Here is a 23,031-nt window from a genome sequence, read left to right as displayed (position 1 = left end):
CAAGACTTTCCTAATCGAAAGTCTTTTTTTTTATAAAAAAAAATAAAAAATAATGTAACAAAATTGGGCATTCATAGTCTATTAGGTAACTTTTAAATATTTCTTTTTAAAAAAAATATATATTTTGCATAAAACAGTACTATGTAATGCATATATTTAAAATAAATACATACCTTTGCATCATCATCAATCAAATTTTTAATCAAAAAAATCAATCATGAATCTTAAATTAATTTTAGTCTGCATATTCGGAACAGTGATTTCGATGCAAGCACAAAATTCGGTCAAACCGACACTTCTTGAAAATTCAGGAAGTATTTCTGGTAAAGTCATCGATAAAAAAAGCAATGAACCAATCGCCTATGTCAACATTGTGGTAAAAGAAGAAAACAAAGTACTTACAGGAGTTATAACTTCTGATAAGGGAATGTTTCTAATAAAAAATTTGCCATTAAAAAACTATACTTTAGAAATTCAGTTTATTGGCTACAAAACAGTTACTAAATCAATTTCATTATCCCCTGAAGTTAAAAACGTTAACCTGAATACCATATCTCTCGAAGAAGATGCTATAGAGCTTAAAGGAGTAGAAATCGTAAATGAAAAATCGACTATCGAACAAAAAATAGATCGGAAAATTATTAATGTGGGTAAAGATTTAATTTCTGCCGGAGCAACTGCCGCCGAAATCATGAATAATATTCCATCAGTAAGTATTGATCCACAAACGAATGCCATTTCTCTTCGTGGGAATTCAAACGTGAGAATATTAATTGACGGAAAGCCAACGACCATCGAAGCATCACAAATATTGCAACAAATTCCTTCCAGTTCCATTAAACAAATTGAATTAATAACAAACCCTTCGGCTAAATACAATCCAGAGGGAATGAGTGGCATCATCAATATTGTACTGAATAAAAATAGTAAAATTGGATTTAACGGAAGTGTAAATAATGGAGTAACTTTTGGTAAAACTCCAAAATTAAACTCGTCTTTAGACATGAATTATCGCACCGGAAAATTCAATCTATATGGAAACTACGGGCTGAATACCGGAAAACAATCCAATCGTGGATTTTTAAAAACAACTGAGCCTGGCCAAGAAGATTTTCAAAAATTTAGTTTCGTAAATAATAATACCTCGCATTTAGCGAAAGTAGGTTTTGACTTTTATTTAAATGAAAAAAATACCATCTCTTTTTATACCAACCAAAATATGTATAACGGAACTGGAAATTCAGTAGTGTCTGTCGATTTTGTAAATCCCGCAAAATCAGATATTACGCAACTATTTGACAATAAAAATAATAATTACACCCAAACTTACAATTTAGATTATAAAAAGACATTCAAAAAAGAAGGTCATAATCTGGAACTTGAAGTAAATTATAGCAAAGACAATAACAAGGAAAATGCTGTTTTCAATACGCCAGCTACAAATTACATCACCAATAAAGGAAACAACTCCTTAATTAATTTAGATTATACGAATCCTTTATCAGAAACCGCCAAACTGGAATTAGGATTAGAAAGCAGAATTGAAAACACCCGCAATAATTTCCTAAAAGACAATTCTTATAATTCAGAATTTGCTTATGACAGGAATATTTATTCAGCTTATGCAACCGTATCAAAACAATGGGGAAAATGGAGTGCTCAAGCGGGAACCCGATTTGAAAAATACAATGCAAAAGCCTTATTTAAAAAGGTAAATGAGAACGATGCAACTTTCAACGACGATTTGTTTACGCTGTATCCTTCAGGATTCATCAATTATAACCAAAGTGATAAAAACACCTTCAATTTTAGTGTTTCAAGACGTGTTGACAGACCAAGTATTGACCAAGTAAACCCAATACGCGAATGGAGTACGCCTCAAATTGATTCTGAGGGAAATCCTAACCTTTTTCCACAGTTTACCAATTCATACGAGTTGAATTACACTAGAAAAACAAAAATAGGTTCGATAACTTCAGGAGTATTTTACAGAAGAATAAATGACGAGATTACCCGAACATTATTTGAAAATCCCAATAATTCCTCTAAATTAATTTTGTCATACGCTAACCTCAACGACAACAATGCTTATGGTTTTGAAATTTCAGGAAATCTAGATTTTAAAAAATGGTGGAGTGCTAACATTAGTTTTGATGCCTACAACAAAAAGACTAAAGGAATTGTTGCCAATGAATTTGTAGAGGTAGATGTAACTACGTTCAACACTCGTATCAGCAACACCTTTAAACCTTCCAAAAATTTACGCCTTCAATTATCAGGAATGTATAGAGGCCGCGATTTAGGATTACAATTTGAAAGAAAACCTATGTGGAAAATCGATATGGGATCCAGCTACACTGTTCTTAAAGGAAGCGGAACCATAACTGTCCGATTCAGTGATATTTTCAATACGATGAACTTCGCTTTTGAAGGGAGCAAACCAAAAAGACAGCAAGGACAATTCAACTGGGAAAGTCAAACCGCTTACGTAGGATTCAATTACCGTTTTGGAAGCGGAAAAAATAAAGCCATACAAAGAAAACAACGTGACAAAAATGAAACCCAAGGTAGTGGTGGGCTTCTATAAATTATTTTAAATAATTTGTTACAAAAAAACCCGGAGTTTGCCAACTTCGGGTTTTTTGATTAAAAATAAGAATGAAAACGGTAGAAGTTAGACTACCATTTTATGATTGCACTTCCCCAGGTAAATCCGCTACCAAAGGCTGCCAAAACCACCGTGTCACCTGCTTTAATTTTTCCCTGCTCCCAAGCTTCAGTCAAAGCAATAGGAATCGAAGCTGCGGTAGTGTTTCCGTATTTTTGAATATTATTATACACTTGGTCATCTGTCAATCCAAATTTCTTCTGAATAAACTGAGAAATTCTTAAATTCGCTTGATGTGGAATCAACATATCAATATCTGAAACCTCCAAATTATTGGCTTGTAAACCTTCATTTATCACTTCGCTAAAACGAACCACAGCATTTTTAAATACAAATTGTCCGTTCATATAAGGGAAATAACTTTCATCGTTTGGATCATTATCAGCAAGGATATCAGTAACCCAACGGTCACCCATTCCTGGTGCTTTTACAATCAATTCCTCTGCATGCTGTCCTTCTGAATGTAAATGAGTAGATAAAATTCCTTTAGTCAAATCTTCTTCTCTGCTCAAAACGGCTGCTCCCGCTCCATCACCAAAAATCACCGAAACTCCTCTACCACGAGAAGTCATATCTAATCCTGTTGAATGCACTTCAGAACCAATAATCAGCACATTTTTATACATTCCCGTTTTAATATATTGATCTGCCACAGACAAAGCATATATAAAACCCGAACATTGATTCCTAACATCTAAAGCACCTACGGTTCTCAAACCTAAATCACGTTGTACCAAAACTCCTGGCCCAGGAAAATAATAATCAGGACTTAAAGTGGCAAAAACCACAAAATCAATATCCTCTTTGGCAACTCCTGATCGCTCAATCGCAATTTCAGCTGCTTTTACTCCCATTGAAGTCGTCGTATCTTCTCCTCTTATGATGTGTCTTCGCTCTTGAATCCCTGTTCTTTCTTGAATCCACTCGTCATTAGTGTCAATAATTTTCGACAAATCGTCGTTGGTAACAACATTTGATGGGACGTAAAATCCTAATCCCGCTATTTTTGAATGGTACATACTATTGTTATTTCATTAAAATAAGACTGCAAATTTAACTATACTTTAAAATATAGACTCACAAAGTACCGCTTTTTTAACAAATTATCAATTATATATTTTTTCAGGAGCTGTTTCCTGCTGTACGCTATATCTTTTCCTGTTCAGTCTCGTCCCAAAAGACGCGACGGGACAGGAAAAGGATGCCGCTTCCATCAGGGCTATGCCGTTAAAGAAACATTATTTTAAATTGTAACAAATTTCAATTATTTTAGACAAATTAAATAATTGCATTACTATTAATCGATAATATTTCAAACTATGAAATTAAAAGTTACCTTGTTATTGTTTCTTGGCCTTGGCTTAACCGCCTTTGCGCAAGAAAATTTGAGCTACCAAAAACCATCTAAATCCATTTTAGATTTAGCCGATTACGAAAGAGCTCCTTCGGTGTCAATGGATACCAAAAAAGAATACATGCTTTTGAGTTATAGAAATACCTATAAAACTTTAGATGATTTAAATCAAGAAGAATTACGATTAGGCGGTTTGCGCATTAATCCGGTAACAAATATTTCGAGCACGGTTACCTATATCACAAACATCAAATTACGAAAAATAAAAGACACCAAAGAAATACAAGTTGCTGGCTTGCCTTCCAATCCTCGAATTAGTAATATTTCGTGGTCGCCAAATGACAAGAAAATTGCATTTTCTCATTCGACAAGTACAGGTGTGGAACTTTGGATCTTGGATGTCGCTTCCGCAAAAGCAAAAAAATTGACCGAAGCTAACGTAAATGCCAATCTTGGAAATCCGTTCACTTGGTTCAACGACAACGAAACTATTTTGGTGAAAATGCTTCCAAAAAATAGAGCAGCATTACTGGATGCCAAAAAAGATTTGCCAACAGGTCCGATAATTTCAAATGCAATAGGTTCAAAATCGCAAAACAGAACCTACCCGGATATGTTGAAAAACAAAAATGATGAAATCAATTTTGAAAACATCATTACTTCTGAATTGTATAAAGTGCAGCTAAACGGAACAGCAACTTTATTCAAAACCGCCAATATGTATGCCGGAGAAAGTTTCTCACCAGATGGTAATTATTTGATGCTGACCACCATTCAAAAACCATTTTCTTATATTGTTCCTTTGAGTCGTTTTCCATTAAAATCAGTTGTTTATGATACAAATGGCGCTGAAATAAAAACAGTAAATGAAGTACCGCTTAACGAAATTATGCCAAAAGGTTTTATGGCAGTTCGCAAAGGAAAAAGAGAAATGAGTTGGAGAAATGACAAGCCAGCTACCTTATCGTATGTTGTAGCCTTGGACGAAGGAGACCAAGCGAACAAAGTTGATTTTAGAGATGAAGTTTTTCTTTGGAACGCTCCTTTTGATGGCGTTGCAACTTCTTTGGTAAAAACACCACAACGCTACAGTGGCGTAATTTGGGGAAATGATAACGTAGCCATTGTTTCTGATGAATGGTATGACACTCGAAATACCAAAGCGTATTTGATAAATCCATCCGACTTAAACAAAAAACCAATAACAATTTCCGATAGAAATTCACAAGATATTTATTCAGACCCTGGGAATTTTGAAACCAAAAAAAACCAATATAATAAATACGTATTGGCTATAGAAAATGATAATGCCTATCGAATAGGCGATGGATTTACGAAAGACGGCCAATTCCCTTTTATTGATGAATTCAATCTAAAAACGTTACAACCAAAACGTCTCTATACCTCAACTTATAAAGATAAAAAAGAAGATTTATTGGAGATTGAAGATTTCAAAAAAGGAGAGATTTTAGTTCAAATCCAAAGTAAAAATGATTATCCAAATTATTACTTTAGAAACATAAAACAAAAAAACAGTCTGACTCCAATAACCACTTTCAAAAATCCCTTTGAAAGCATCAAAAATGTGAGTAAAGAAGTAATCAAATACAAGCGTAAAGATGGTGTTGAATTATCAGGAACTTTGTATTTGCCGGAAGGTTATGATAAAGTAAAAAAAGAAAAATTACCACTTTTGATCTGGGCTTATCCAGCAGAATACAAAGACAAAAAATCAGCGGGACAAAGCAATCAAAACCCAAATGAATTCACTTTCCCTTATTACGGATCATTTGTGTATTGGGTGACTAAAGGATATGTAGTTCTTGACGATGCTTCGTTCCAAATAATCGGGGAAGGAACAACAGAACCAAATGACAATTTTATGTCACAATTAGTCGATAATGCCGAAGCAGCAATAAATGCAGTGGATGCACTTGGGTATATCAACAAGAAAAAAGTTGCTATTGGAGGTCATTCTTATGGCGCATTTATGGTAGCTAATTTATTGACTCATTCTAAACTTTTTGCTTGCGGAATTGCCAGAAGTGGTGCTTACAACAGAACCTTAACTCCTTTTGGATTCCAAAGCGAGCAGCGCAACTACTGGGAGACTCCAGAGGTTTACAACACCATGTCGCCTTTTATGAATGCTGACAAAATGAAAACACCAATGCTGTTAGTTCACGGTGAAGCCGATAATAATCCTGGAACGTTTACCTTGCAAACAGAACGTTATTTTCAAGCTTTGAAAGGACTGGGCGCTCCTGCAAGAATGGTAATTTTACCAAAAGAAGCACATAGTTATGTAGCAAAAGAAAACATCTTGCATTTGCTTTGGGAACAAGACCAATTTTTAGAAAAGTATTTGAAAAATGGTGAAGAAACAAAAACGCCTAAAAATTTATAAATCAAGAACGTTTTCTATGCTGTGATTCACAATTTCAAAACGAGATACTATAAAACAAGAAACCCCAAAACTTTATCAGTTTTGGGGTTTCCTTTTTTATGCGAGCATCAATGTGACTTCCTGATTTAGTTCTAATTCCGAATCATGTTCGAAGAAAATGGCTCGTCGTTCAAAAGCAGCTTTAATCAAATAATGGCTTCCTTTAAAATAAGACTGTTTAACAATTGCTTTCATGATTCCGTTATCGACCACTTTCAATTGATGTGGATATAACAAAAGCGCCGCATCTTCTTCGGTTTCAAGTACGATCAATTGTGATAATTTCAACTCATTTACTTCCCCAAAAAGGGAGGCTGCATACTTGTTGGGAGGATTTTCATATAAACCTTTCGATGAATCTTTTGCAATCACATTTCCATTTTTCATCACAATGGTTTCATCGGAGAAAGACAAGGCATCGGTGCTGTCATGCGTGGCTATGATACAAGTGACTCCCTTATCTTTTAAATAACGAAATAAATTCCGACGCAAGGAATTTTTCCTAAAAGTATCAATTTGACTAAACGGTTCATCCAGCAAAATTATTTCTGGTTCTACTGCCAATACTCTGGCCAAGGCTACTCTTTGTTGTTGTCCGCCACTAAGGTATTTGGCTTTTACTTTTGCAAATTCGGTCATTTCGACCATTTCCAAAAGTTCTTGAACACGCGCCTGTTTTTTATCCCTATCAACATTCGACAAAAACTTACCTACATTTTCTTCAACGGTTATATACGGCATCAAGTCAAAATCCTGAGCCAAATATTTGATATAATCTTCTCCCGGAATCAAATTGCGTTTGGGACCGAGAATTGGTTTTTTATTATATAGAATTTCCCCTTTGTCTAAATCATACAAACCATATAGGAGTTTTAGCAAGGTACTTTTACCGCAACCGCTTTCGCCAATAACCGCAATATTTTGACCTTTGGTAATCGTAAAACTAACATTCTCGATAACTGGTTTATCAATATAGGTGAAGGAAATATCTTTTATTTCAAGCATTTTCTTTATTTAAGAGTGCAAATTTACAACGTAAAAATTAAAAAATAAGGCAAAAAAAAAGCCGTTTCTTGACGAAACAGCTTTTTTTTAATGTATATTTTACCTTAGTTTTTCACTTCAGCATTGGCGTCTTTAATCATTTTTTCGTTTGCAGTAATTGCAAATTCAACACGACGGTTTTGACTTCTTCCTGCTTCATTATCATTTGATGCAATTGGATCAGCGATTCCTAAACCAGTAACAGCAAATCTACTTGTTGACAAACCTTTACCTGCTAAATAACTTTTAACTGATGCTGCTCTTTGTCCAGAAAGTTTTAAATTATAACTAGCTGTACCAGTATTATCAGTATATCCGTAAATAGTAATATTTGTATCAGGATATTCTTTAAAAACAGGAACCAATTTATCTAAATTAGCTTGAGCCGCTGCAGTTAAAGACGATTTGTTAGTATTGAAACGCACTGCATTTTCATTCAAAACTAATTTAATTCCTTCTCCTACACGAACTACCTCAGCTCCTGGAAGTGCTGCATCAATTTCTCTTGCTTGCTTGTCCATTTTGTTACCAATAACTCCACCGGCAACTCCACCAACAACACCACCTAAAACAGCTCCAAGGGCACCATTACCACCTTTTCCAATGTTATTCCCAAGAATACCACCAAGTACTGCTCCACCTACTGCTCCTATTCCTGCACCTCTTTGTGCTTTATTCGTGTTTTTTAATGATTCACAACTAGTGAACATTGAACCCATAATCATTATTGTTGCCATTGCAACTATTGAAATCTTTTTCATATCTATATTTTTTATTTATTAACTCTTTGAAATTGGTACACTACATCAGTCATTTTTCCTCCTACATCGATTTTATCAATCAACTGAAAAGAACCGTCTGATTGGTTTGCAACTCTAAGGATGTAACCTTCTCTAACTTTTTTGGCTTTTATACCAGCATCAAGAACTTTCAAAATAAATTGACCATCTTTATTAACAAACCAAGTGATTGGTGAGCTAAATGAAGTACAACCTGCTTTTGACAATGTCACATTTCCTTTATTGTTATTGGAAACAAACTTCCACATACTTCCTTCAAAACATCCTGAATCAGCGATTTGAAATGAATTAACTTTAATATATTCAGAACCTGGATACGTTACAGAACTAATTGTCCAGTTTCCTTTCATTGCAACCTGAGCTTTAGTATCTGTATTTGTACTTGTCACTGATGTTGACTTACATGCAAACATCAAAACTGCTAATGTGCATAATAAAATAACTTTTTTCATCTTTTAAAATATTTGTATTAATATTAGAACAAAGATACGAATCATGTAAAACAAAATACTTTCAAAATTATTTAATTATGTATCAAAATTAACAGTTACGCCAATTTGTCACCTCCATTATAATTGGTATTCTATTTGAAAGAATCGTACTCATTAACTTAAATCTTATCAACTATGACAACAGGTAAAATTAATGTTTCGGTAGAAAACATCTTTCCCTTAATCAAGAAATTCTTATACAGCGATCACGAAATTTTCTTACGTGAATTGATTTCAAACGGAACTGACGCAACATTAAAATTAAAACATCTTACAAGCATTGGCGAAGCCAAAGTAGAATACGGTAATCCTATTATCGAAATCAAAATTGACAAAGAAGGTAAGAAATTACATATTATCGATCAAGGTTTAGGAATGACTGCCGATGAAGTGGAAAAATACATCAACCAAGTTGCGTTCTCTGGTGCCGAAGAATTTTTGGACAAATACAAAGACTCAGCTAAAGATTCTGGAATTATTGGTCATTTTGGTCTTGGTTTCTATTCTGCTTTTATGGTTGCCGAAAAAGTGGAGATTATCACCAAGTCTTACAAAGACGAACCTGCTGCACATTGGACCTGTGATGGAAGCCCTGAGTTTACACTTGAGCCGGCGGATAAAACCACTCGTGGAACAGAAATTATTTTGCATATTGCCGAAGATTCTTTAGAGTTTTTAGAAGATTCTAAAATCAACGGTCTCTTAAATAAGTACAATAAGTTCATGCCTATTCCAATTAAATTTGGAACAAAAACAGAAAAAATTGAGCAAAAGAAAGGGGAAGAAGTTGCTGCAGAAGATGTAGACAAAGCGTTTACAGAAGTTGAAGTAGACAATATCATCAATAATCCAAATCCAGCTTGGACTAAACAACCAACGGAATTATCGGATGAAGATTATAAAAATTTCTACCACGAATTGTACCCAATGCAATTTGAAGAACCTTTATTTCACATTCATTTAAATGTAGATTATCCGTTTAACTTAACCGGTATTTTATATTTCCCAAAATTAGGTTCTGATTTACAAATTCAGAAAGATAAAATTCAATTGTACCAAAACCAAGTCTATGTTACTGATAACGTAGAAGGAATTGTACCTGAATTTTTAACGATGTTGAAAGGAGTTATCGATTCACCGGATATTCCGTTGAACGTTTCTCGTTCTGGATTGCAAGCGGATGCAGCGGTTAAGAAAATTTCGAATTATATCACGCGTAAAGTTGCCGATAAACTAAAATCTTTATTCAACGAAAACCGCGAGGATTTTGAGAAAAAATGGAACGATATCAAAATCGTTTTAGAATACGGAATGCTTTCTGAAGATAAATTCTATGAGAAATCAAGTGCTTTTGTTTTATATCCTACAGTAGATAATAAATATTACACACTGGAAGAACTAAAAGAAAAACTGGCTGCAAATCAAACGGACAAAGACGGAAAACTGGTTGTTTTATATGCTGGAAATAAAGAAACTCAACACTCTTATATCGAAATTGCAAAAGATAAAGGATATGAAGTTTTACTATTGGATTCTCCAATTATCTCGCACCTAATTCAAAAATTAGAGTCAGATAATAAAGACTTAACTTTTGTACGTGTCGATTCAGATCATATTGATAATTTAATCAAGAAAGACGAAGTTGCGATTTCTAAATTATCCGAAGAAGAACAAACCAGTTTGAAAACTGTTTTAGAAAACTTTGTTCCAAAACAAACCTATAGCGTACAACTGGAAGCTATGGATAGCCAAGCGGCGCCGTTTATCATCACGCAACCAGAATTCATGCGTAGAATGAAAGAAATGAGCCAGTCTGGTGGTGGCGGAATGTTTGGAATGGGCAATATGCCGGAAATGTACAATTTAGTGGTGAATACAAATTCTCCATTGGCAGCAACCATACTGAATACAGAAGACAAGTCAAATCAAGAACACTTGGTAAAACAGGCGTTAGACTTGGCTAAATTGTCGCAAAACCTATTAAAAGGGGAAGCTTTAACTACTTTCGTAAAAAGAAGTTTTGAAATGATTAAATAAGCAGAGAACCAATTTTATGAAGTAAAATGGTGTGAATCGCTTATTCCGAACTTGCTTCGGAATATCCAATATACTAAAAGCTGTCCAACCTTGGGCAGCTTTTTTTATGGAGCAGAATGATTGGTTTTCATAAGATGTTTTGTCCTGCTTTCCTCTATATCTTTTATCCCGAAAAAAATCAGGATAAAAGGATGCCTCCCGAAGCTTCGGGACAATCTGGGCTAATTATTCCGTTTTTATTTTTATAAGATCATTTCCAGCCATTACTATTTGTAAGAATTTTTTAATATATTTGAAAAACAAATAAAGCGAAACAAAACTTCGCCAATCTACCCAGAATTGGGTGTATATACGAAGTTTTATTTCGCCTATATACTAGTTGGCGGTCATTGTATCGCAGACTGGAGAATCTAACGCGATTTTTAGGACACAAATGAAAAATAAAAACAACCTTACAACTATGTTTACAACAAATAACACACAATCTAATTACTATTCGACAATATTAAACTTTGTCTTAACTCTTTCATTTTTTTTATTTTATTTTCAAGCAAATGCACAAAAAAAACTGCCATTACCTCAAAATGCAAAGCTGAAAACCATTAAGTTTAATGAATTTAATTATGCTGTTAAAGGTTATGTTGCAAATGAAAATTTTGTTGAAGGACAAGAAATAACATTTATGGGAACTGAAGAAAAAGAAATTGATGTGCCTATATTAGGAGGTGTAAACTCAAACACTTTAACAGATACCATAATCAGTGGTATTTATTTTATCAAAGATGATATTTCATATTTGGAAGGAAAAAAAGAAGAAATAAGAGAGTATCGAAATGTAAATAGGACAAAAAAAAGAATAGTTACAAAAGGATTATTCAAGGTAAGCAATAGTATTTTTAAAAATGTATCTGATTATGACCAATTAAACGATAGGGTTTCAATTAAAGATGAAAGAAGTGTTTTATCTGTGAGTCCTCTTACCAATGATAAATTTCGGACAGAAGTTGGAAAAAATTTAAATAAATTACCTATTACTTTTTTAACTGCTACTAATTTAGAAATTGAAATTGCAGACGTTTACTCTTATCAGGGATACTTAGAAACAAATAGATCTCTCATATCTATCAATGTTCAAAAACAAGGTGATATTTACAATTTGAAAATTGATTTTAGAGATAGAACTTTAGAAACAATTATAAATTATGAAACTCTTAAAAAAAATAATTTATTAGATTTTAATTTTGATAGTTTTTCATATTTGGAAAAAATAATTGAAAATTCAGAAAATGGAAAATTAACATACAAAAACGGAAATATATTTACAGGTAAAGTTTATTATTCTGAATATATGTATAACCCGAATGAAGGAGAATATAAGTTTGCAAATGGTGATATGGTTTTTGGTCAAGTAAGGTTTGATTTTGATAAAGCGGACTTAGCAGGTTACTATAATCTTGGATTAAATAAAGATAGTAAAACCATATTTGTTGATGGAAATGTGGTTTATGGTGATTGGGCTGAAAATTATGAAAAAATATTACCAAAGGATGATTGGAATGAAGTTCTTAAAAACAGTAAAACATTAACAGAAATACGTGATAAATTTGAAAGCAATGAAAAATACCAAAATATTGTTGCTGAACAAAAAAGAAAACAAGAAGATGTTAAGATTGCTAAAATAGAAAATCTAATTGCGAAGCAAGAATATAAAAATTCTTTAATAAAAAAATATGGACCCAATTGGGGAAATCTCATTTTTGAGAAAGTGTTCACGTTAGGAATGACCAAAGAAATGGTTTTGGAGTTTACTTATGGACAAGCATATAAAATAAGTGAAGCAACACGTGATGGAAAACATTTAGAAATATGGGAATTTGACCCTAAAAAGTTTGCACAAGAAATAGCAAAAAAAGAAGGAGCAATGGCATTGAACTTACTTTCAATGTACGAAGATTTAGGAATGATTGATATTAAATCTAAATTTCCCAACCTAATATTTACAAACAATAAATTATCAGCTATTTTACAACAATAACTATATACAAAAATGAAAAACGCTATCCAAACAATTATTCAAGAGCAAATTCCTAAAGGATGCATTTTTGATGCACATACAATTATTGAGTATTTAATTCAAAATCAAAGCGATATTTATTTATTATCGTATAAAAATGATTGGACGACTGAATTTTACCATAGTATAATCAGCAAAGAAATAGCTCATTTTGAAGATACAATTCTTGAAAGAGTTGGACAAAGCTGGTCTTTGAATATTCATAAGAATTTTTCAACTAATGTCTGTTGGACTAAATTATAAAGAAGTGATAATTAAATTAATGATATTATTGATACCGCAGAAATAGGCGAAATAAATATAGACTTCGTTTAAACGGGAATTACTGAAAACCGAAAAATGAATGATAAAAAAAACAACGAACCGCCAATCGAGTAGACGGCTCCGCCCCTAATGGAACGGAGTGCGCCTCTCACACCACCGAGCGTACGGGTCACGTACTCGGCGGTTCGCAAAGAGATGGATTAAGTTGAATGTAAACATCTGTCAATGAGTGATATCCTTTTTGTTTTAAGCGTTTCAAGGTTATGGTAGTCCCCAAGATTGGACTCTGGGCAATCGCCCAACCGCCTTTTCGAGTTCGACTCCATGCATAGGCGTGGTCTTGGTCAATTCCTAATCGAATGAGGTTTTTCCTTCTCCTCTCAGGTTTCTTCCAGTCGTGCCAAATGCAGTACCGAAGTCGGTTGCGAAGCCAGCCATCTATATCCCGTAATTTCCCCATGATACTTGTTCCTCGAAAATAGGTTAACCATCCTCGTTGAATTTCGTTTATCTTGGCAATACGGTCCTCTAGCTTGACTGGTGCGGTTTTTCGGCTAATGCTTTTGAGCTTTTCTTTGAGTTTCTTCCACGGTTTTTCTGCCACTACCAACTGATAGTCGTTCTTGCTTCCTTTCTTGTAAGTTGGCACAAATCCGAATCCCAAAATAGTGAAGTGAACGGGACGTTTTATCCCGCTTTTCTCCTCGTTGATGGTCAGTTTGAGCTTCGTTTTCAAGAATTTAACAAGTGCGTGTGCTGTCGCTTTTGCTCGAATGTGGCTCGTGCAATAAATACTAAAATCATCGGCATAACGTACAAATTTGTATTTGCGTCTTGTAATTTCTTTGTCCAATTCATGGAGCAGAATATTCGACAATAACGGACTGAGTGGACTTCCTTGCGGAACTCCCTTTCGTCTCTTTTGTAGTTTTCCTTTGATTTGTATTGGCGCACGTAACCATTTTCGAATGAGTCGCATGGTGGTTTTGCATTTCACTTTTCGATAGACCAAATTAAGCAATAAACAATGGTCTACTTCGTCAAAGAAGTTCTTTAGGTCGATGTCCACAATGTGGTTCAACCCTTGATGGATGTAGTCCCGTGATTGTCCAACGGCTTGTCGGGCATTCTTGTTGGGACGAAATCCAAAACTATTGCTACTAAACTCAGTTTCGAATAATGGTGCTATAACCTGCGATACGGCTTGCTGCAACACTCGGTCGGTGGTGGTAGGAACTCCCAAAAGACGGACTTTGCCGTTCCCCTTAGGAATCTCCACGCCCAAAATGGGTTGTGAATAGTAGTTTCCGTTTGCAATATCGTCAAGCAATTGGGGTTTTCGATTAGGAAAACGCTCTTTGAGCTGGCTGACTTTTACGCCATCAACTCCCGCACTGCCTCGATTGAAAACAACGTGTTCCAAGGCTTTTTGAAGATTGTAAGGATGTACTACTCGTGCAATCATTTTGTTGTTTTAATCTGTTAACCTGTTCTTGTTTCTCAGGGCTATCCGCCGCGGCGGATTCCGTTGAAAATTAAGAACCTCTTTGCGTTCTGTCCTTCCTTGATTGTGAGACCTATGCAGTTTCTATTTGCAACTCGTTGCCACAAGTACTATGACGTCTGCTGACTTCTTGACCTAACCAACTCGTGGTTGTCAAGACCTCCCCCGGTAAGAGCTTCTTCCTTCCGTCTATTCCCGCTGCATCTACATCTAATAGGTTTTTGTAAACTTCGGACTTTACGTTGCTGTGGACGCTTATCCCCTACTAAATGCCTCTTATGCAATTTCTGTTCGTCGGTACAGACTTTTGCCGTTTCGCTGCCTTCAGTGCATAACTCACGATAAACCACCTTGCGACGTACTAATGATTCGGGTTTTCAATCCGCTCATAAGGGACTTACACCCTCTGGAAAAATATCAGACTGTAGGATTTGTTTTCTAATTCAAAATGTGTAATTTCGAATCGAGAACAAACGATTTACAATCTGCTTCCTGCTCATGCAGGGCACACACAGCGGTTTCAAGAAATGGCGAGAAATGTGGTAAATTCACGTTTTTCTTTCGCAAGAAAAATTATCTTAGTGGAAAATATGCGGTTACGAAGTTCGCCGCTTCTTGAAGCCGCGAAACGTTATAGGAAACCCTTGAGCTACACAGAACTTTGAAAAAAACCTAGAAATTAGAAAAGTTAATATTCAATAAAGAATAAAGTTATACATTTGCGATATGGTTTTTAACTTCAAAATATTATTCTTTACTCTAATTTCTTGCTGTTATCTCAACACAGTATTTGAATTTTCAGACAATGAAGAAAACCTAAATTTTGAAAAAGAAACACATTCTTATATTTCTCAAAATACTTTAAAGCTAGATATATCCGAAACTACAACTCAAAAAAAAGTTGCTGTTGTTGAATCTGATTTTCTTGCTAAAATTATTTTTTATCCTGTTGTTTTTTCTGAAAAAACTTCAAAAAACTATCAAAATAAATTCTCTCAACCTCCACAAAGACGTTATATTCTTTACGCTTCGTTATTAATTTGATTTAATTATTTAAGTACTCTTTTATTGCATAATCTTATGCGACAAAGTGCTCTATTTATATAATTAAAAATCAACTAAAATGCTAAATATAACTTTTCTAGACCTATCCGCTTCAACAGGATTGGTCGCAACAATAGTGCTAACTTTTAATTTTCTATTAGGAATGATGATTAGTACCACTTACAAAAAACATAAGTATTGGAAATCATTACCGCAACGAATCAAACAAATTAATGTTTATAATTTACACAATTGGACAGCTTATTTCGCCTTACTTTTAGTCTTATTGCATCCATTATTTTTATTGTTTGACAAAACGGCAAAGTTCAAATTAATTGACATTTTTTTTCCAATAAACGCACCCACACAAAAAGTATTTGTGGCATTAGGAACACTTTCTATGTTTGCATTGATAATAGTTATTGTTACCACACAAAAAGTAATAAGAGATAAAATGAGTTTCCGAGCTTGGAAAAACATACATCTTATATCTTACGCAACAGCAATGCTTTTTGTGGTTCACGGAATAGTAATGGATCCGTTATTAAAAAACCGCCCAATTGATATTTTTGATGCCGAAAAAGTAGTTTCAGAACTTTGTCTAATTATTTTAATCGTGGCAAGCTATCTTCGATATAAATTTCATAACAAAACAAAAATTGTATAATGAAATATCTATTTCTATTTCTATTTTGTGCAATCAATACGGTTGCACAAAATGACAGTACAAGCAATTTCAGCTACAATCAAGATGCAGGTTTTCAATATAAAAAAAATGATTTTCAATGGACTACGTGGGCATTTGCCGAAAGATTATTTTCTCCAAATCAATCCCCGATCGCGCCGATATACCACATTCGTTAGCGCGGTTTTGCAAACAGTGCCTACAAAGTTGAGCAAACAATACAAATAACACAAAAAATGTCTACAAAGTACAAAGCCACAACAACCGAAGATGCTTATTTTAGTCCTTTAAGAAATTATGCTGCATTAGAAAATGAATTAGAGGTGGTTTTTTTAGATTTATTTTAGTCGCCAATTGAAATGGGCACAGTTTGCAAAACTGCGCTAGCGATTGTCTGTAAAATAAGAGCGATCGGATTAATCAACACAATCCACAGCCTGCTAGTGAAAACTGGCGGGCTTTTTTTATGTTATTTCATTTCCATTTTCATAAATAGATTCATCTAAAATTTTGTAGGTTTTAAGATATTTAATCGCCTCAATTTCAGCATTTATAATTTCTAAATTATCAGAATAGCGATTCATCTCATAATGATCGAGTACTCCTTTTTGCTCTAGCCTTTTGATATGAAATTTTGCTTTTTGTCTAAACTTCGACAATTCCATCTCTACAGTAACTAATTTTTCCTTGGAAATTTTCAACCTTCCATTTTTGTAATGCGACAAGTTATAAATTTCAAGCAATTCCATTTCTTCGACTTGTTGTATTAAGATTTTCAAATTGAAAGGGTTTTCAACTAATGGCAAAATAACCCTGATCGATCTAACAATTCTTTTAACCACTGTTGGATCTTCTTTTCCCCATTGAAAAATCTGATCATAGCAAAAGTCAATAAATTCTTCAAAATTAAATTCATTTACTTGCATTTTTTTTAATCCCAAAGTCCTTGAATCCGTAGAAGGAAATTCTCTTACTGCTAATTCTTTTGCTATTTCCCCTATGTGGTCTATACAATTCAAACAGGTAGTGGGATCATTGACCGCAGGAGAAATGGCTTTTATGGCAATGTCTACCAATTTTCTGACACCAAAATTCACATCTTGTGTATGGCTCCTAAAAAGCTCAACTTTAAAAGTATTTCTGACAATCGCTCCAACTTCCTTCTTCAAACTAATAATCTGATTCTGTTTGAGTTCCTCATTAAAAACTAATACCATAAGCGCAGTGGTATCTTTCATAATGAATTCTCCTATTATCGGTTTTTGATAAGCATTTTCAAAAAATAATCCCACATCAGAATTAATGATATATTCCGTTACTTTTTCCAGTTTTTTGTAATTCACACTATCCAGATAACCCGTTTCAAATGGACTTACAATTTGTATTTTGAATTTATCAGGGTTTATTTTCGAACGTTTGTAAAGCAAATTTTTTCCGAAAATCCAATTTTCCTGATACAACACATTGATTTCCTGAATCATTTCACATTTTATTCGATTCGTTATACTGGAAACATTCATGTTTATACTTAAATAGGTAATCATATTTGGATAAGACCATGTCAAACAATAAAAAGCGAGAAGAGAGCCCACAGAAAGTGTTAAAAGAAAAGGTGTTTGGTGAAAGATTACAGACGCTAATTGCGGTAGAACACACAAGGAAATCGTACCAATAAACAATCCGATAAATTTTTGCATCTTAATATCATTTGACAAAAAATGTCTTAAAATTCTAGGTGAGAATTGAGAAGATGCCAATTGCATAACCACAAAAATTACGGAAAAAGTTGTTAATGAAATCCCAATAAGAATAGAAATTAAAACATTGGAAACAGAAATTAGCCGACTGTAAATTTGAACTTCGTTCATTCTAAAATTTAATCCAAAATTAATATTATAATCAACTGTCAAGAGAATAGTACCAATCATAAGGGCGTAAATTCCACTCATAAACGTTCCTAGATCTTTTACTTGATAATTAAATATATCCTTAATTTGTTGTGTGCGTTTTTGTGTCATGGTCTAATTTTCAAATAGTAAATTTACCACAAATCTGTCTATAATTTGAATATTGATTACTAATGAATATTTTCGTTTGCACTAGCAGCGCTAATTTTGATAAAGAAGACTACAAATTCTATTGATTTCATCCTTTAATAAAAGTTTTCGGATTAGGATTCTCCTATTCACAAGATGTTATTTACCCTCTGGCGCTCGTTTGCAACGCAGGTAATTAAACCAAAGCAACGTATAAAAAGGGTTATATTTTTTTTCTAGAATATTTTACTCTAGAATATCTTAACGCTACAAAAACAACAAAATAAATGAGTCACGTTGTAAACGCTTTCTTTACTACTTCAAAATAAGTAGGTACTCGTTGAAAAAGAACACCAGTGAAAGGAGAAAAAAATGATCGTTTAAAAGAAGGAAGATTATGTTATTTTATTTTATACAACAAAAAACCTGCAAGTGATTCCGAAGTATCGGAACTTGCAGGTTTTTTTTGCTTTAGACAATAATCAAAATTCAGCCTAATAAATAATACCAATTTGAAATGTGAAATAGTCCAAAAAAGTGTGGTATAATGCCGTTGCTATATGAAAATAGTACAATGAAATTGGACTATATTGAATATGCAAACGGTTTAAAACTGTTACTCCAATATTATTTATTCCCGTCCGTTAGTGTTTTCATAAAAGCGACAATATCTTTTTCTTCTTGATCCGTTAAACCTAAATTTCCAAGTTCATCGTGATTGACCGTTTCCGGAATTTCAGCTGCTGGAAAAGACTCTACATCCCTCTTATTATAAAAATGCATAACTTCCTCTAGCGTATTATAAAAACCATTATGAAAATAAGGCGCTGAAATAGCAACATTCCGTAAGGTAGGTACTTTGAATTTTCCGTTATGACTGGCATCATTTACGGTTTTTCCTAATCCTAAATCGATGGCATTTTTCCCATCAGGATTAAATTGTACAGGCAGATTGTAAAAAGGATTATTTGGGTTTTTGGGAACCCCAATATTATCATACGTAAAATCAGTAAACAATACTTTTCCACTGGCTTCATCGGGATCTATAATGTGGCAGGCGGCACAGTTTCCTTTTTTCTCATTTTTAAAAAGTTCCATTCCTCTGGCTTCTTGCATCGTCAGCGTTGCTTGACCTTTTAGATAATAATCAAATTTTGATGTAAAAGGGTTTAACTCCGATGACTTTTCAAAGGCAGCAATTGCATCGGCTATATTGTTAACTATTTTATCCGTATTCGTTTCAGCACCATAAACGGATAAATACAAATTATAATAGGCTGCATTTTGCAATTTAGTAACCAACATCGCCGGATTAGTTATATTCATCTCTAAAGGATTCATAAACGGCTTCTTAGCCTGCTCTTGCAAAGTATGTACGCGACCATCCAGAAAGAATCCTCCAAAATAAGTATCTTCCGTTGCATCATATTGCAGTGTTGAGGAATACATAGAATAGGCAATACTAGAGGAATTTCTATTTCCAAAAAGACCATTAACTGCGCCTTCTGAAACAATATTATGATTCAAATCGCTAAATCCGGTTTGAGGATTATGGCAGGTAGCGCAAGATTGTCCAATTGGGTTAGAAAGATTTTGGTCAAAAAACATCTTTTTTCCCAAGGCAACTTTATCAATTGGAGTAATAAAACTATAATCCCTTTCGTTTTCGCACGAGACTAAAACTGCCATTAAAACGATAATTCTTAGGACAAAACCTATTTTTGTTATTACTATATTTTTCATGAATTTTAATCTAATTAATTGAAATGGGCACTAAATCCTAAATAAAAACTTCTCCCAGTTGCAGGAATAATTCCAGGTCCAGGATATTCATCTGTTCTTCTTGTAAAATAGGCTTTATCAGCAATATTATTTACACCAAACTTAACTAGGAAATTATTGATCTTGTAGTTTCCGCTAAAATCCAATACAGTATACGAAGGAAGATATCCAGCAATGGGATCGTCACTTTTTGCGGCATTTGAGGCATCACCAAAAGCATCACCAACATAATTCACTTGAAAAGTAGAAGACAATCTTTTGCTGTTATAAATGATTCCAACTCTGTTAATGTTTTTGGCAGCAGCCTCCACTCGTTTTCCATTAAACTCCCCTGATTTATATTTCGCATCTATATAAGAATACGAATTAAAAATACTCAATCCATATTTTGAATCTTCATTCAAGTATTTTAAAACATTAAACTCAATGTAGCTTTCCACTCCTTTGTGCACACTGTTGGCAATGTTAGTTCGTACCGTATAATCTTCATTTGTCGTTGGATCAGTTCTTAAAACAACACCAATTCTGTCGTTATAAGCCATATAAAATCCGCTAACATCAAAATTTAAATAGTTTTTGATGGTTCCTTTGTATCCAAAATCAGAATTGTATCCCTTTGCGTCTTTCAAATTTGGGTCCACGAAAGAAGAAATGCCAAGAGGCTCTAATTCAGCATAACTAATTGGTCGGTAAGATTGACTGATATTAGCGTAAATAGAGGTGTTTCTTGTGGGTTTATATTCGGCACCAGTACCAAACAAAGCGAAATACCTATTTCTGCTTTGGTCTGTATTTAACTTGTCGTTTTCTTCAATTTTATATCCCAAAGCCGTCGTATTTAAATACTCAAAACGCAGCCCTGGGGTTATCGTAAATTTGTCATTAATTCTAAAGATATTCTCCACAAAAGGAGCAATATTAGTGGTAGTAAAATCAAAATTATAACCCCAATCTCCATTGATTGACAAATCGAAATCTGAATTTGTAGTACCCTCACCACCGCCTAATCTTTTGAACCAAGCATAACTGTGTCTTAAACCTCCGGCAACAGTTGACATTTGATTTCCTAACCCATAAACTTGAGAAACACGCAATTCTGTGGTCACGTTATTCATATTTTCTATCCCAACTTCTCGCGGTACATATTGATTAGTAGCTGGATCAATAGTGTCATCAGCTTCTGGACCCCCATCTTCATTTCTCCAAACCAAAGATCGGTTGCTAAAGAGGTACGATGTTTTTAAACTAATTTTAGTGTTTTCAGACGGAGTATAATTGGCGAAAGCCGTTACAATATTCCAAGGGGTTTTTAGCCAGTTTCTTGTGCGCGTAGATTGTTGCGGATCGTTTTGAAACTGTTCGTCAGTAAGTCCGCCCGGCATTTTTAACTTATTTCGAAGTATAGAATATTCTACTCCAAATTTCAATTTATCAGAAGCATTGTATTGCATTTTACCAAAACCCGAGAACTGCCATTGATCACTGTTTGGTCTGTAACCATCTAATTTTCTGTATTGAATATAACTGTAATAACTCCATTTTTTATAGTTTCCACCAACAGAGTTGAACGAATTATACAAGCCAAAGCTACCTATGGTTTGTGAAGTTTTAAATTCGAAAGGTTTATTAAGTGGTGCATCATCCAAGACATAATTTACCATACCGCCAAATTGCGAGCCAAATTGTAAAGATGCAGCGCCGCGAATCATTTCTATTCTTGTAACAGATTCCATTGAAGGTAAATAATACGCTTCATTATATCCGTAAGTATCGGCACTTACATTATATCCATTTTGACGTGTATTCATCTCAATACTTTGTATTGGATTTAATCCGCGTGTTGCAATTCCATTGGCAGTAAATCCGCTGCTTTCCGTTTCTACGATGTTCAATCCTGGAATTCTACCTAATATTTGACGGGTATTGTTTATCGCTTTGTTAGCGTCCAAACTGTCAATGACAATTACCTCTGTTTTTTTTCCAGCGTATATTATTCCATCTTTCTCGTCCAAAAAATGGCCAATTCCATTTAACGTTTTATAACCTTTTATAATCACTTCATCAAGGTTTTTTATACTGTCTTTTGGCGCTATCTGTGCAATTCCAATTGACGATACTAGAAGCATGATAAGGAGCAAAATATTCTTCATTTTTATTTAGATTGATTAAACGGTGGCAAAAATAAAAAACTATTCTTATTTAAACTAATTTTAAATAGAGTTATTTTAACGAAATTTTATCAAAAAATAAGAACTTTGAAAACACAGAGATTATCCCATCAAAAAACCGAAAAATAGATACAAATGACTTTACACATCGAAACCCCTGCCCTGCTTTTCTCCGCCACTTCTTTAATATTATTGGCCTACACCAACCGGTTTTTGACTGTCGCCACTATCGTTAGAGGATTGAAAAAAACATACAAAGAGAAAGAAAACAAAATGATTTTGTTGGAAATAAAAAATCTGAACCTGCGATTAACCCTTATCCGCTATATGCAAATGGCGGGTGTGTTGAGTTTATTTTTATCGGTATTTACAATGTTATTATTATTTTTAGAGCAACAAGTGGGTGGAATTTATCTTTTTGGATTGAGCTTGCTTTGTTTACTTATTTCGTTGGGATTATCGTTTTGGGAAATTAATATTTCAGTCGATGCATTACGATTGCATTTAAGTGATCTGATTCAGAAATAATGTTTTAAAATCAATAGCGTCCTAAACGATTAAAAAAGAATGGCTAGTTTTTAACTCAAAGTTTACCTTTGAGGTGACCAAAAAACAAAAGCCATTCTCGATGACA

General features: G+C 33.9%; 16 protein-coding genes. 8 read left to right on the top strand and 8 right to left on the bottom strand.

What is annotated here, in order from left to right:
- The first annotated feature begins 217 nt into the window (after window positions 1-217).
- Window positions 218-2,587 (top strand): TonB-dependent receptor domain-containing protein, encoded by a 2,370-nt coding sequence (locus IWX84_RS07395; RefSeq protein WP_196850104.1) that lies wholly within the window; start codon window positions 218-220, stop codon window positions 2,585-2,587.
- 92 nt (window positions 2,588-2,679) lie between these two features.
- On the opposite strand, the gene IWX84_RS07390 is transcribed toward IWX84_RS07395, so the two are convergent.
- A complete protein-coding gene (locus IWX84_RS07390) occupies window positions 2,680-3,687 on the bottom strand; it encodes a 3-oxoacyl-ACP synthase III family protein (protein ID WP_196850103.1) in 1,008 nt (335 codons plus the stop codon).
- A gap of 300 nt (window positions 3,688-3,987) precedes the next feature.
- Between IWX84_RS07390 and IWX84_RS07385 the strand changes: the two genes are divergently transcribed.
- The gene (locus IWX84_RS07385) at window positions 3,988-6,429 is read left to right on the top strand and encodes an alpha/beta hydrolase family protein (RefSeq protein WP_196850102.1); all 2,442 of its coding nucleotides are present in this window, start codon (window positions 3,988-3,990) and stop codon (window positions 6,427-6,429) included.
- Between the two features lie 96 nt (window positions 6,430-6,525).
- Here IWX84_RS07385 and IWX84_RS07380 read toward each other — a convergent pair whose 3' ends face one another.
- From IWX84_RS07380 to IWX84_RS07370, 3 genes are all read right to left on the bottom strand, one after another.
- The gene (locus tag IWX84_RS07380; RefSeq protein WP_196850101.1) at window positions 6,526-7,473 is read right to left on the bottom strand and encodes an ABC transporter ATP-binding protein; all 948 of its coding nucleotides are present in this window, start codon (window positions 7,471-7,473) and stop codon (window positions 6,526-6,528) included.
- A 104-nt stretch (window positions 7,474-7,577) separates the two neighbouring features.
- Window positions 7,578-8,273 (bottom strand): OmpA family protein, encoded by a 696-nt coding sequence (locus IWX84_RS07375; protein WP_196850100.1) that lies wholly within the window; start codon window positions 8,271-8,273, stop codon window positions 7,578-7,580.
- An 11-nt stretch (window positions 8,274-8,284) separates the two neighbouring features.
- The gene (locus tag IWX84_RS07370) at window positions 8,285-8,764 is read right to left on the bottom strand and encodes a lipocalin family protein (RefSeq protein ID WP_196850099.1); all 480 of its coding nucleotides are present in this window, start codon (window positions 8,762-8,764) and stop codon (window positions 8,285-8,287) included.
- Window positions 8,765-8,938: 174 nt separating this feature from the next.
- Between IWX84_RS07370 and htpG the strand changes: the two genes are divergently transcribed.
- From htpG to IWX84_RS07355, 3 genes are all read left to right on the top strand, one after another.
- Complete coding sequence (gene htpG, locus IWX84_RS07365; RefSeq protein WP_196850098.1) at window positions 8,939-10,840, top strand: molecular chaperone HtpG; 1,902 nt, start codon at window positions 8,939-8,941, stop codon at window positions 10,838-10,840.
- Between the two features lie 433 nt (window positions 10,841-11,273).
- Window positions 11,274-12,875: a hypothetical protein gene (locus IWX84_RS07360; RefSeq protein WP_196850097.1), complete on the top strand. Its 1,602-nt coding sequence runs from the start codon at window positions 11,274-11,276 to the stop codon at window positions 12,873-12,875.
- A 12-nt stretch (window positions 12,876-12,887) separates the two neighbouring features.
- The gene (locus IWX84_RS07355) at window positions 12,888-13,157 is read left to right on the top strand and encodes a hypothetical protein (RefSeq protein WP_196850096.1); all 270 of its coding nucleotides are present in this window, start codon (window positions 12,888-12,890) and stop codon (window positions 13,155-13,157) included.
- Between the two features lie 190 nt (window positions 13,158-13,347).
- On the opposite strand, the gene ltrA is transcribed toward IWX84_RS07355, so the two are convergent.
- On the bottom strand, window positions 13,348-14,643 hold the full coding sequence (ltrA, locus tag IWX84_RS07350; RefSeq protein ID WP_196850095.1) for a group II intron reverse transcriptase/maturase: 1,296 nt from the start codon (window positions 14,641-14,643) through the stop codon (window positions 13,348-13,350).
- Between the two features lie 1,162 nt (window positions 14,644-15,805).
- On the opposite strand from ltrA, the gene IWX84_RS07345 reads away from it, so the two are divergent.
- Both IWX84_RS07345 and IWX84_RS07340 read left to right on the top strand, forming a co-directional pair.
- The gene (locus tag IWX84_RS07345) at window positions 15,806-16,393 is read left to right on the top strand and encodes a ferric reductase-like transmembrane domain-containing protein (protein ID WP_196850094.1); all 588 of its coding nucleotides are present in this window, start codon (window positions 15,806-15,808) and stop codon (window positions 16,391-16,393) included.
- A complete protein-coding gene (locus tag IWX84_RS07340) occupies window positions 16,393-16,590 on the top strand; it encodes a hypothetical protein (RefSeq protein WP_196850093.1) in 198 nt (65 codons plus the stop codon). Before IWX84_RS07345 ends, IWX84_RS07340 begins: the two co-directional genes overlap by 1 nt.
- Before the next feature lie 285 nt (window positions 16,591-16,875).
- Here the strand turns inward: IWX84_RS07340 and IWX84_RS07335 are convergent, their stop codons facing one another.
- From IWX84_RS07335 to IWX84_RS07325, 3 genes are all read right to left on the bottom strand, one after another.
- Window positions 16,876-18,429 carry a DUF2254 family protein gene (locus IWX84_RS07335; RefSeq protein WP_196850092.1) on the bottom strand — a complete coding sequence of 518 codons (1,554 nt, stop codon included), beginning with the start codon at window positions 18,427-18,429 and terminating at the stop codon, window positions 16,876-16,878.
- Window positions 18,430-19,074: 645 nt separating this feature from the next.
- Complete coding sequence (locus IWX84_RS07330; protein ID WP_196850091.1) at window positions 19,075-20,190, bottom strand: cytochrome-c peroxidase; 1,116 nt, start codon at window positions 20,188-20,190, stop codon at window positions 19,075-19,077.
- Between the two features lie 14 nt (window positions 20,191-20,204).
- Window positions 20,205-22,379, bottom strand: coding sequence for a TonB-dependent receptor family protein (locus IWX84_RS07325; RefSeq protein WP_196850090.1), 2,175 nt, complete (start codon window positions 22,377-22,379; stop codon window positions 20,205-20,207).
- Between the two features lie 153 nt (window positions 22,380-22,532).
- Between IWX84_RS07325 and IWX84_RS07320 the strand changes: the two genes are divergently transcribed.
- Window positions 22,533-22,925 (top strand): DUF2721 domain-containing protein, encoded by a 393-nt coding sequence (locus tag IWX84_RS07320; RefSeq protein ID WP_196850089.1) that lies wholly within the window; start codon window positions 22,533-22,535, stop codon window positions 22,923-22,925.
- Window positions 22,926-23,031: the final 106 nt, after the last annotated feature.

This window comes from Flavobacterium sp. CG_9.10 (assembly GCF_015752245.1).
Classification (GTDB): Bacteria; Bacteroidota; Bacteroidia; order Flavobacteriales; family Flavobacteriaceae; genus Flavobacterium.
The sequence above is the reverse complement of the archived record's forward strand: the minus strand, read 5'-3'. Positions and strand labels throughout refer to the sequence as shown.

Excerpts from the sequence above, each read along its gene's own strand:
- IWX84_RS07355 (WP_196850096.1), top strand. The coding sequence starts at position 12,888 with ATGAAAAACGCTATCCAAACAATTATTCAAGAGCAAATTCCTAAAGGA.
- IWX84_RS07395 (WP_196850104.1), top strand. The coding sequence starts at position 218 with ATGAATCTTAAATTAATTTTAGTCTGCATATTCGGAACAGTGATTTCG.
- IWX84_RS07330 (WP_196850091.1), bottom strand. The coding sequence starts at position 20,190 with ATGAAAAATATAGTAATAACAAAAATAGGTTTTGTCCTAAGAATTATC.
- IWX84_RS07340 (WP_196850093.1), top strand. The coding sequence starts at position 16,393 with ATGAAATATCTATTTCTATTTCTATTTTGTGCAATCAATACGGTTGCA.
- ltrA (WP_196850095.1), bottom strand. The coding sequence starts at position 14,643 with ATGATTGCACGAGTAGTACATCCTTACAATCTTCAAAAAGCCTTGGAA.
- IWX84_RS07370 (WP_196850099.1), bottom strand. The coding sequence starts at position 8,764 with ATGAAAAAAGTTATTTTATTATGCACATTAGCAGTTTTGATGTTTGCA.
- IWX84_RS07335 (WP_196850092.1), bottom strand. The coding sequence starts at position 18,429 with ATGACACAAAAACGCACACAACAAATTAAGGATATATTTAATTATCAA.
- IWX84_RS07375 (WP_196850100.1), bottom strand. The coding sequence starts at position 8,273 with ATGAAAAAGATTTCAATAGTTGCAATGGCAACAATAATGATTATGGGT.
- IWX84_RS07345 (WP_196850094.1), top strand. The coding sequence starts at position 15,806 with ATGCTAAATATAACTTTTCTAGACCTATCCGCTTCAACAGGATTGGTC.
- IWX84_RS07390 (WP_196850103.1), bottom strand. The coding sequence starts at position 3,687 with ATGTACCATTCAAAAATAGCGGGATTAGGATTTTACGTCCCATCAAAT.
- IWX84_RS07325 (WP_196850090.1), bottom strand. The coding sequence starts at position 22,379 with ATGAAGAATATTTTGCTCCTTATCATGCTTCTAGTATCGTCAATTGGA.
- IWX84_RS07320 (WP_196850089.1), top strand. The coding sequence starts at position 22,533 with ATGACTTTACACATCGAAACCCCTGCCCTGCTTTTCTCCGCCACTTCT.
- IWX84_RS07385 (WP_196850102.1), top strand. The coding sequence starts at position 3,988 with ATGAAATTAAAAGTTACCTTGTTATTGTTTCTTGGCCTTGGCTTAACC.
- htpG (WP_196850098.1), top strand. The coding sequence starts at position 8,939 with ATGACAACAGGTAAAATTAATGTTTCGGTAGAAAACATCTTTCCCTTA.
- IWX84_RS07380 (WP_196850101.1), bottom strand. The coding sequence starts at position 7,473 with ATGCTTGAAATAAAAGATATTTCCTTCACCTATATTGATAAACCAGTT.
- IWX84_RS07360 (WP_196850097.1), top strand. The coding sequence starts at position 11,274 with ATGAAAAATAAAAACAACCTTACAACTATGTTTACAACAAATAACACA.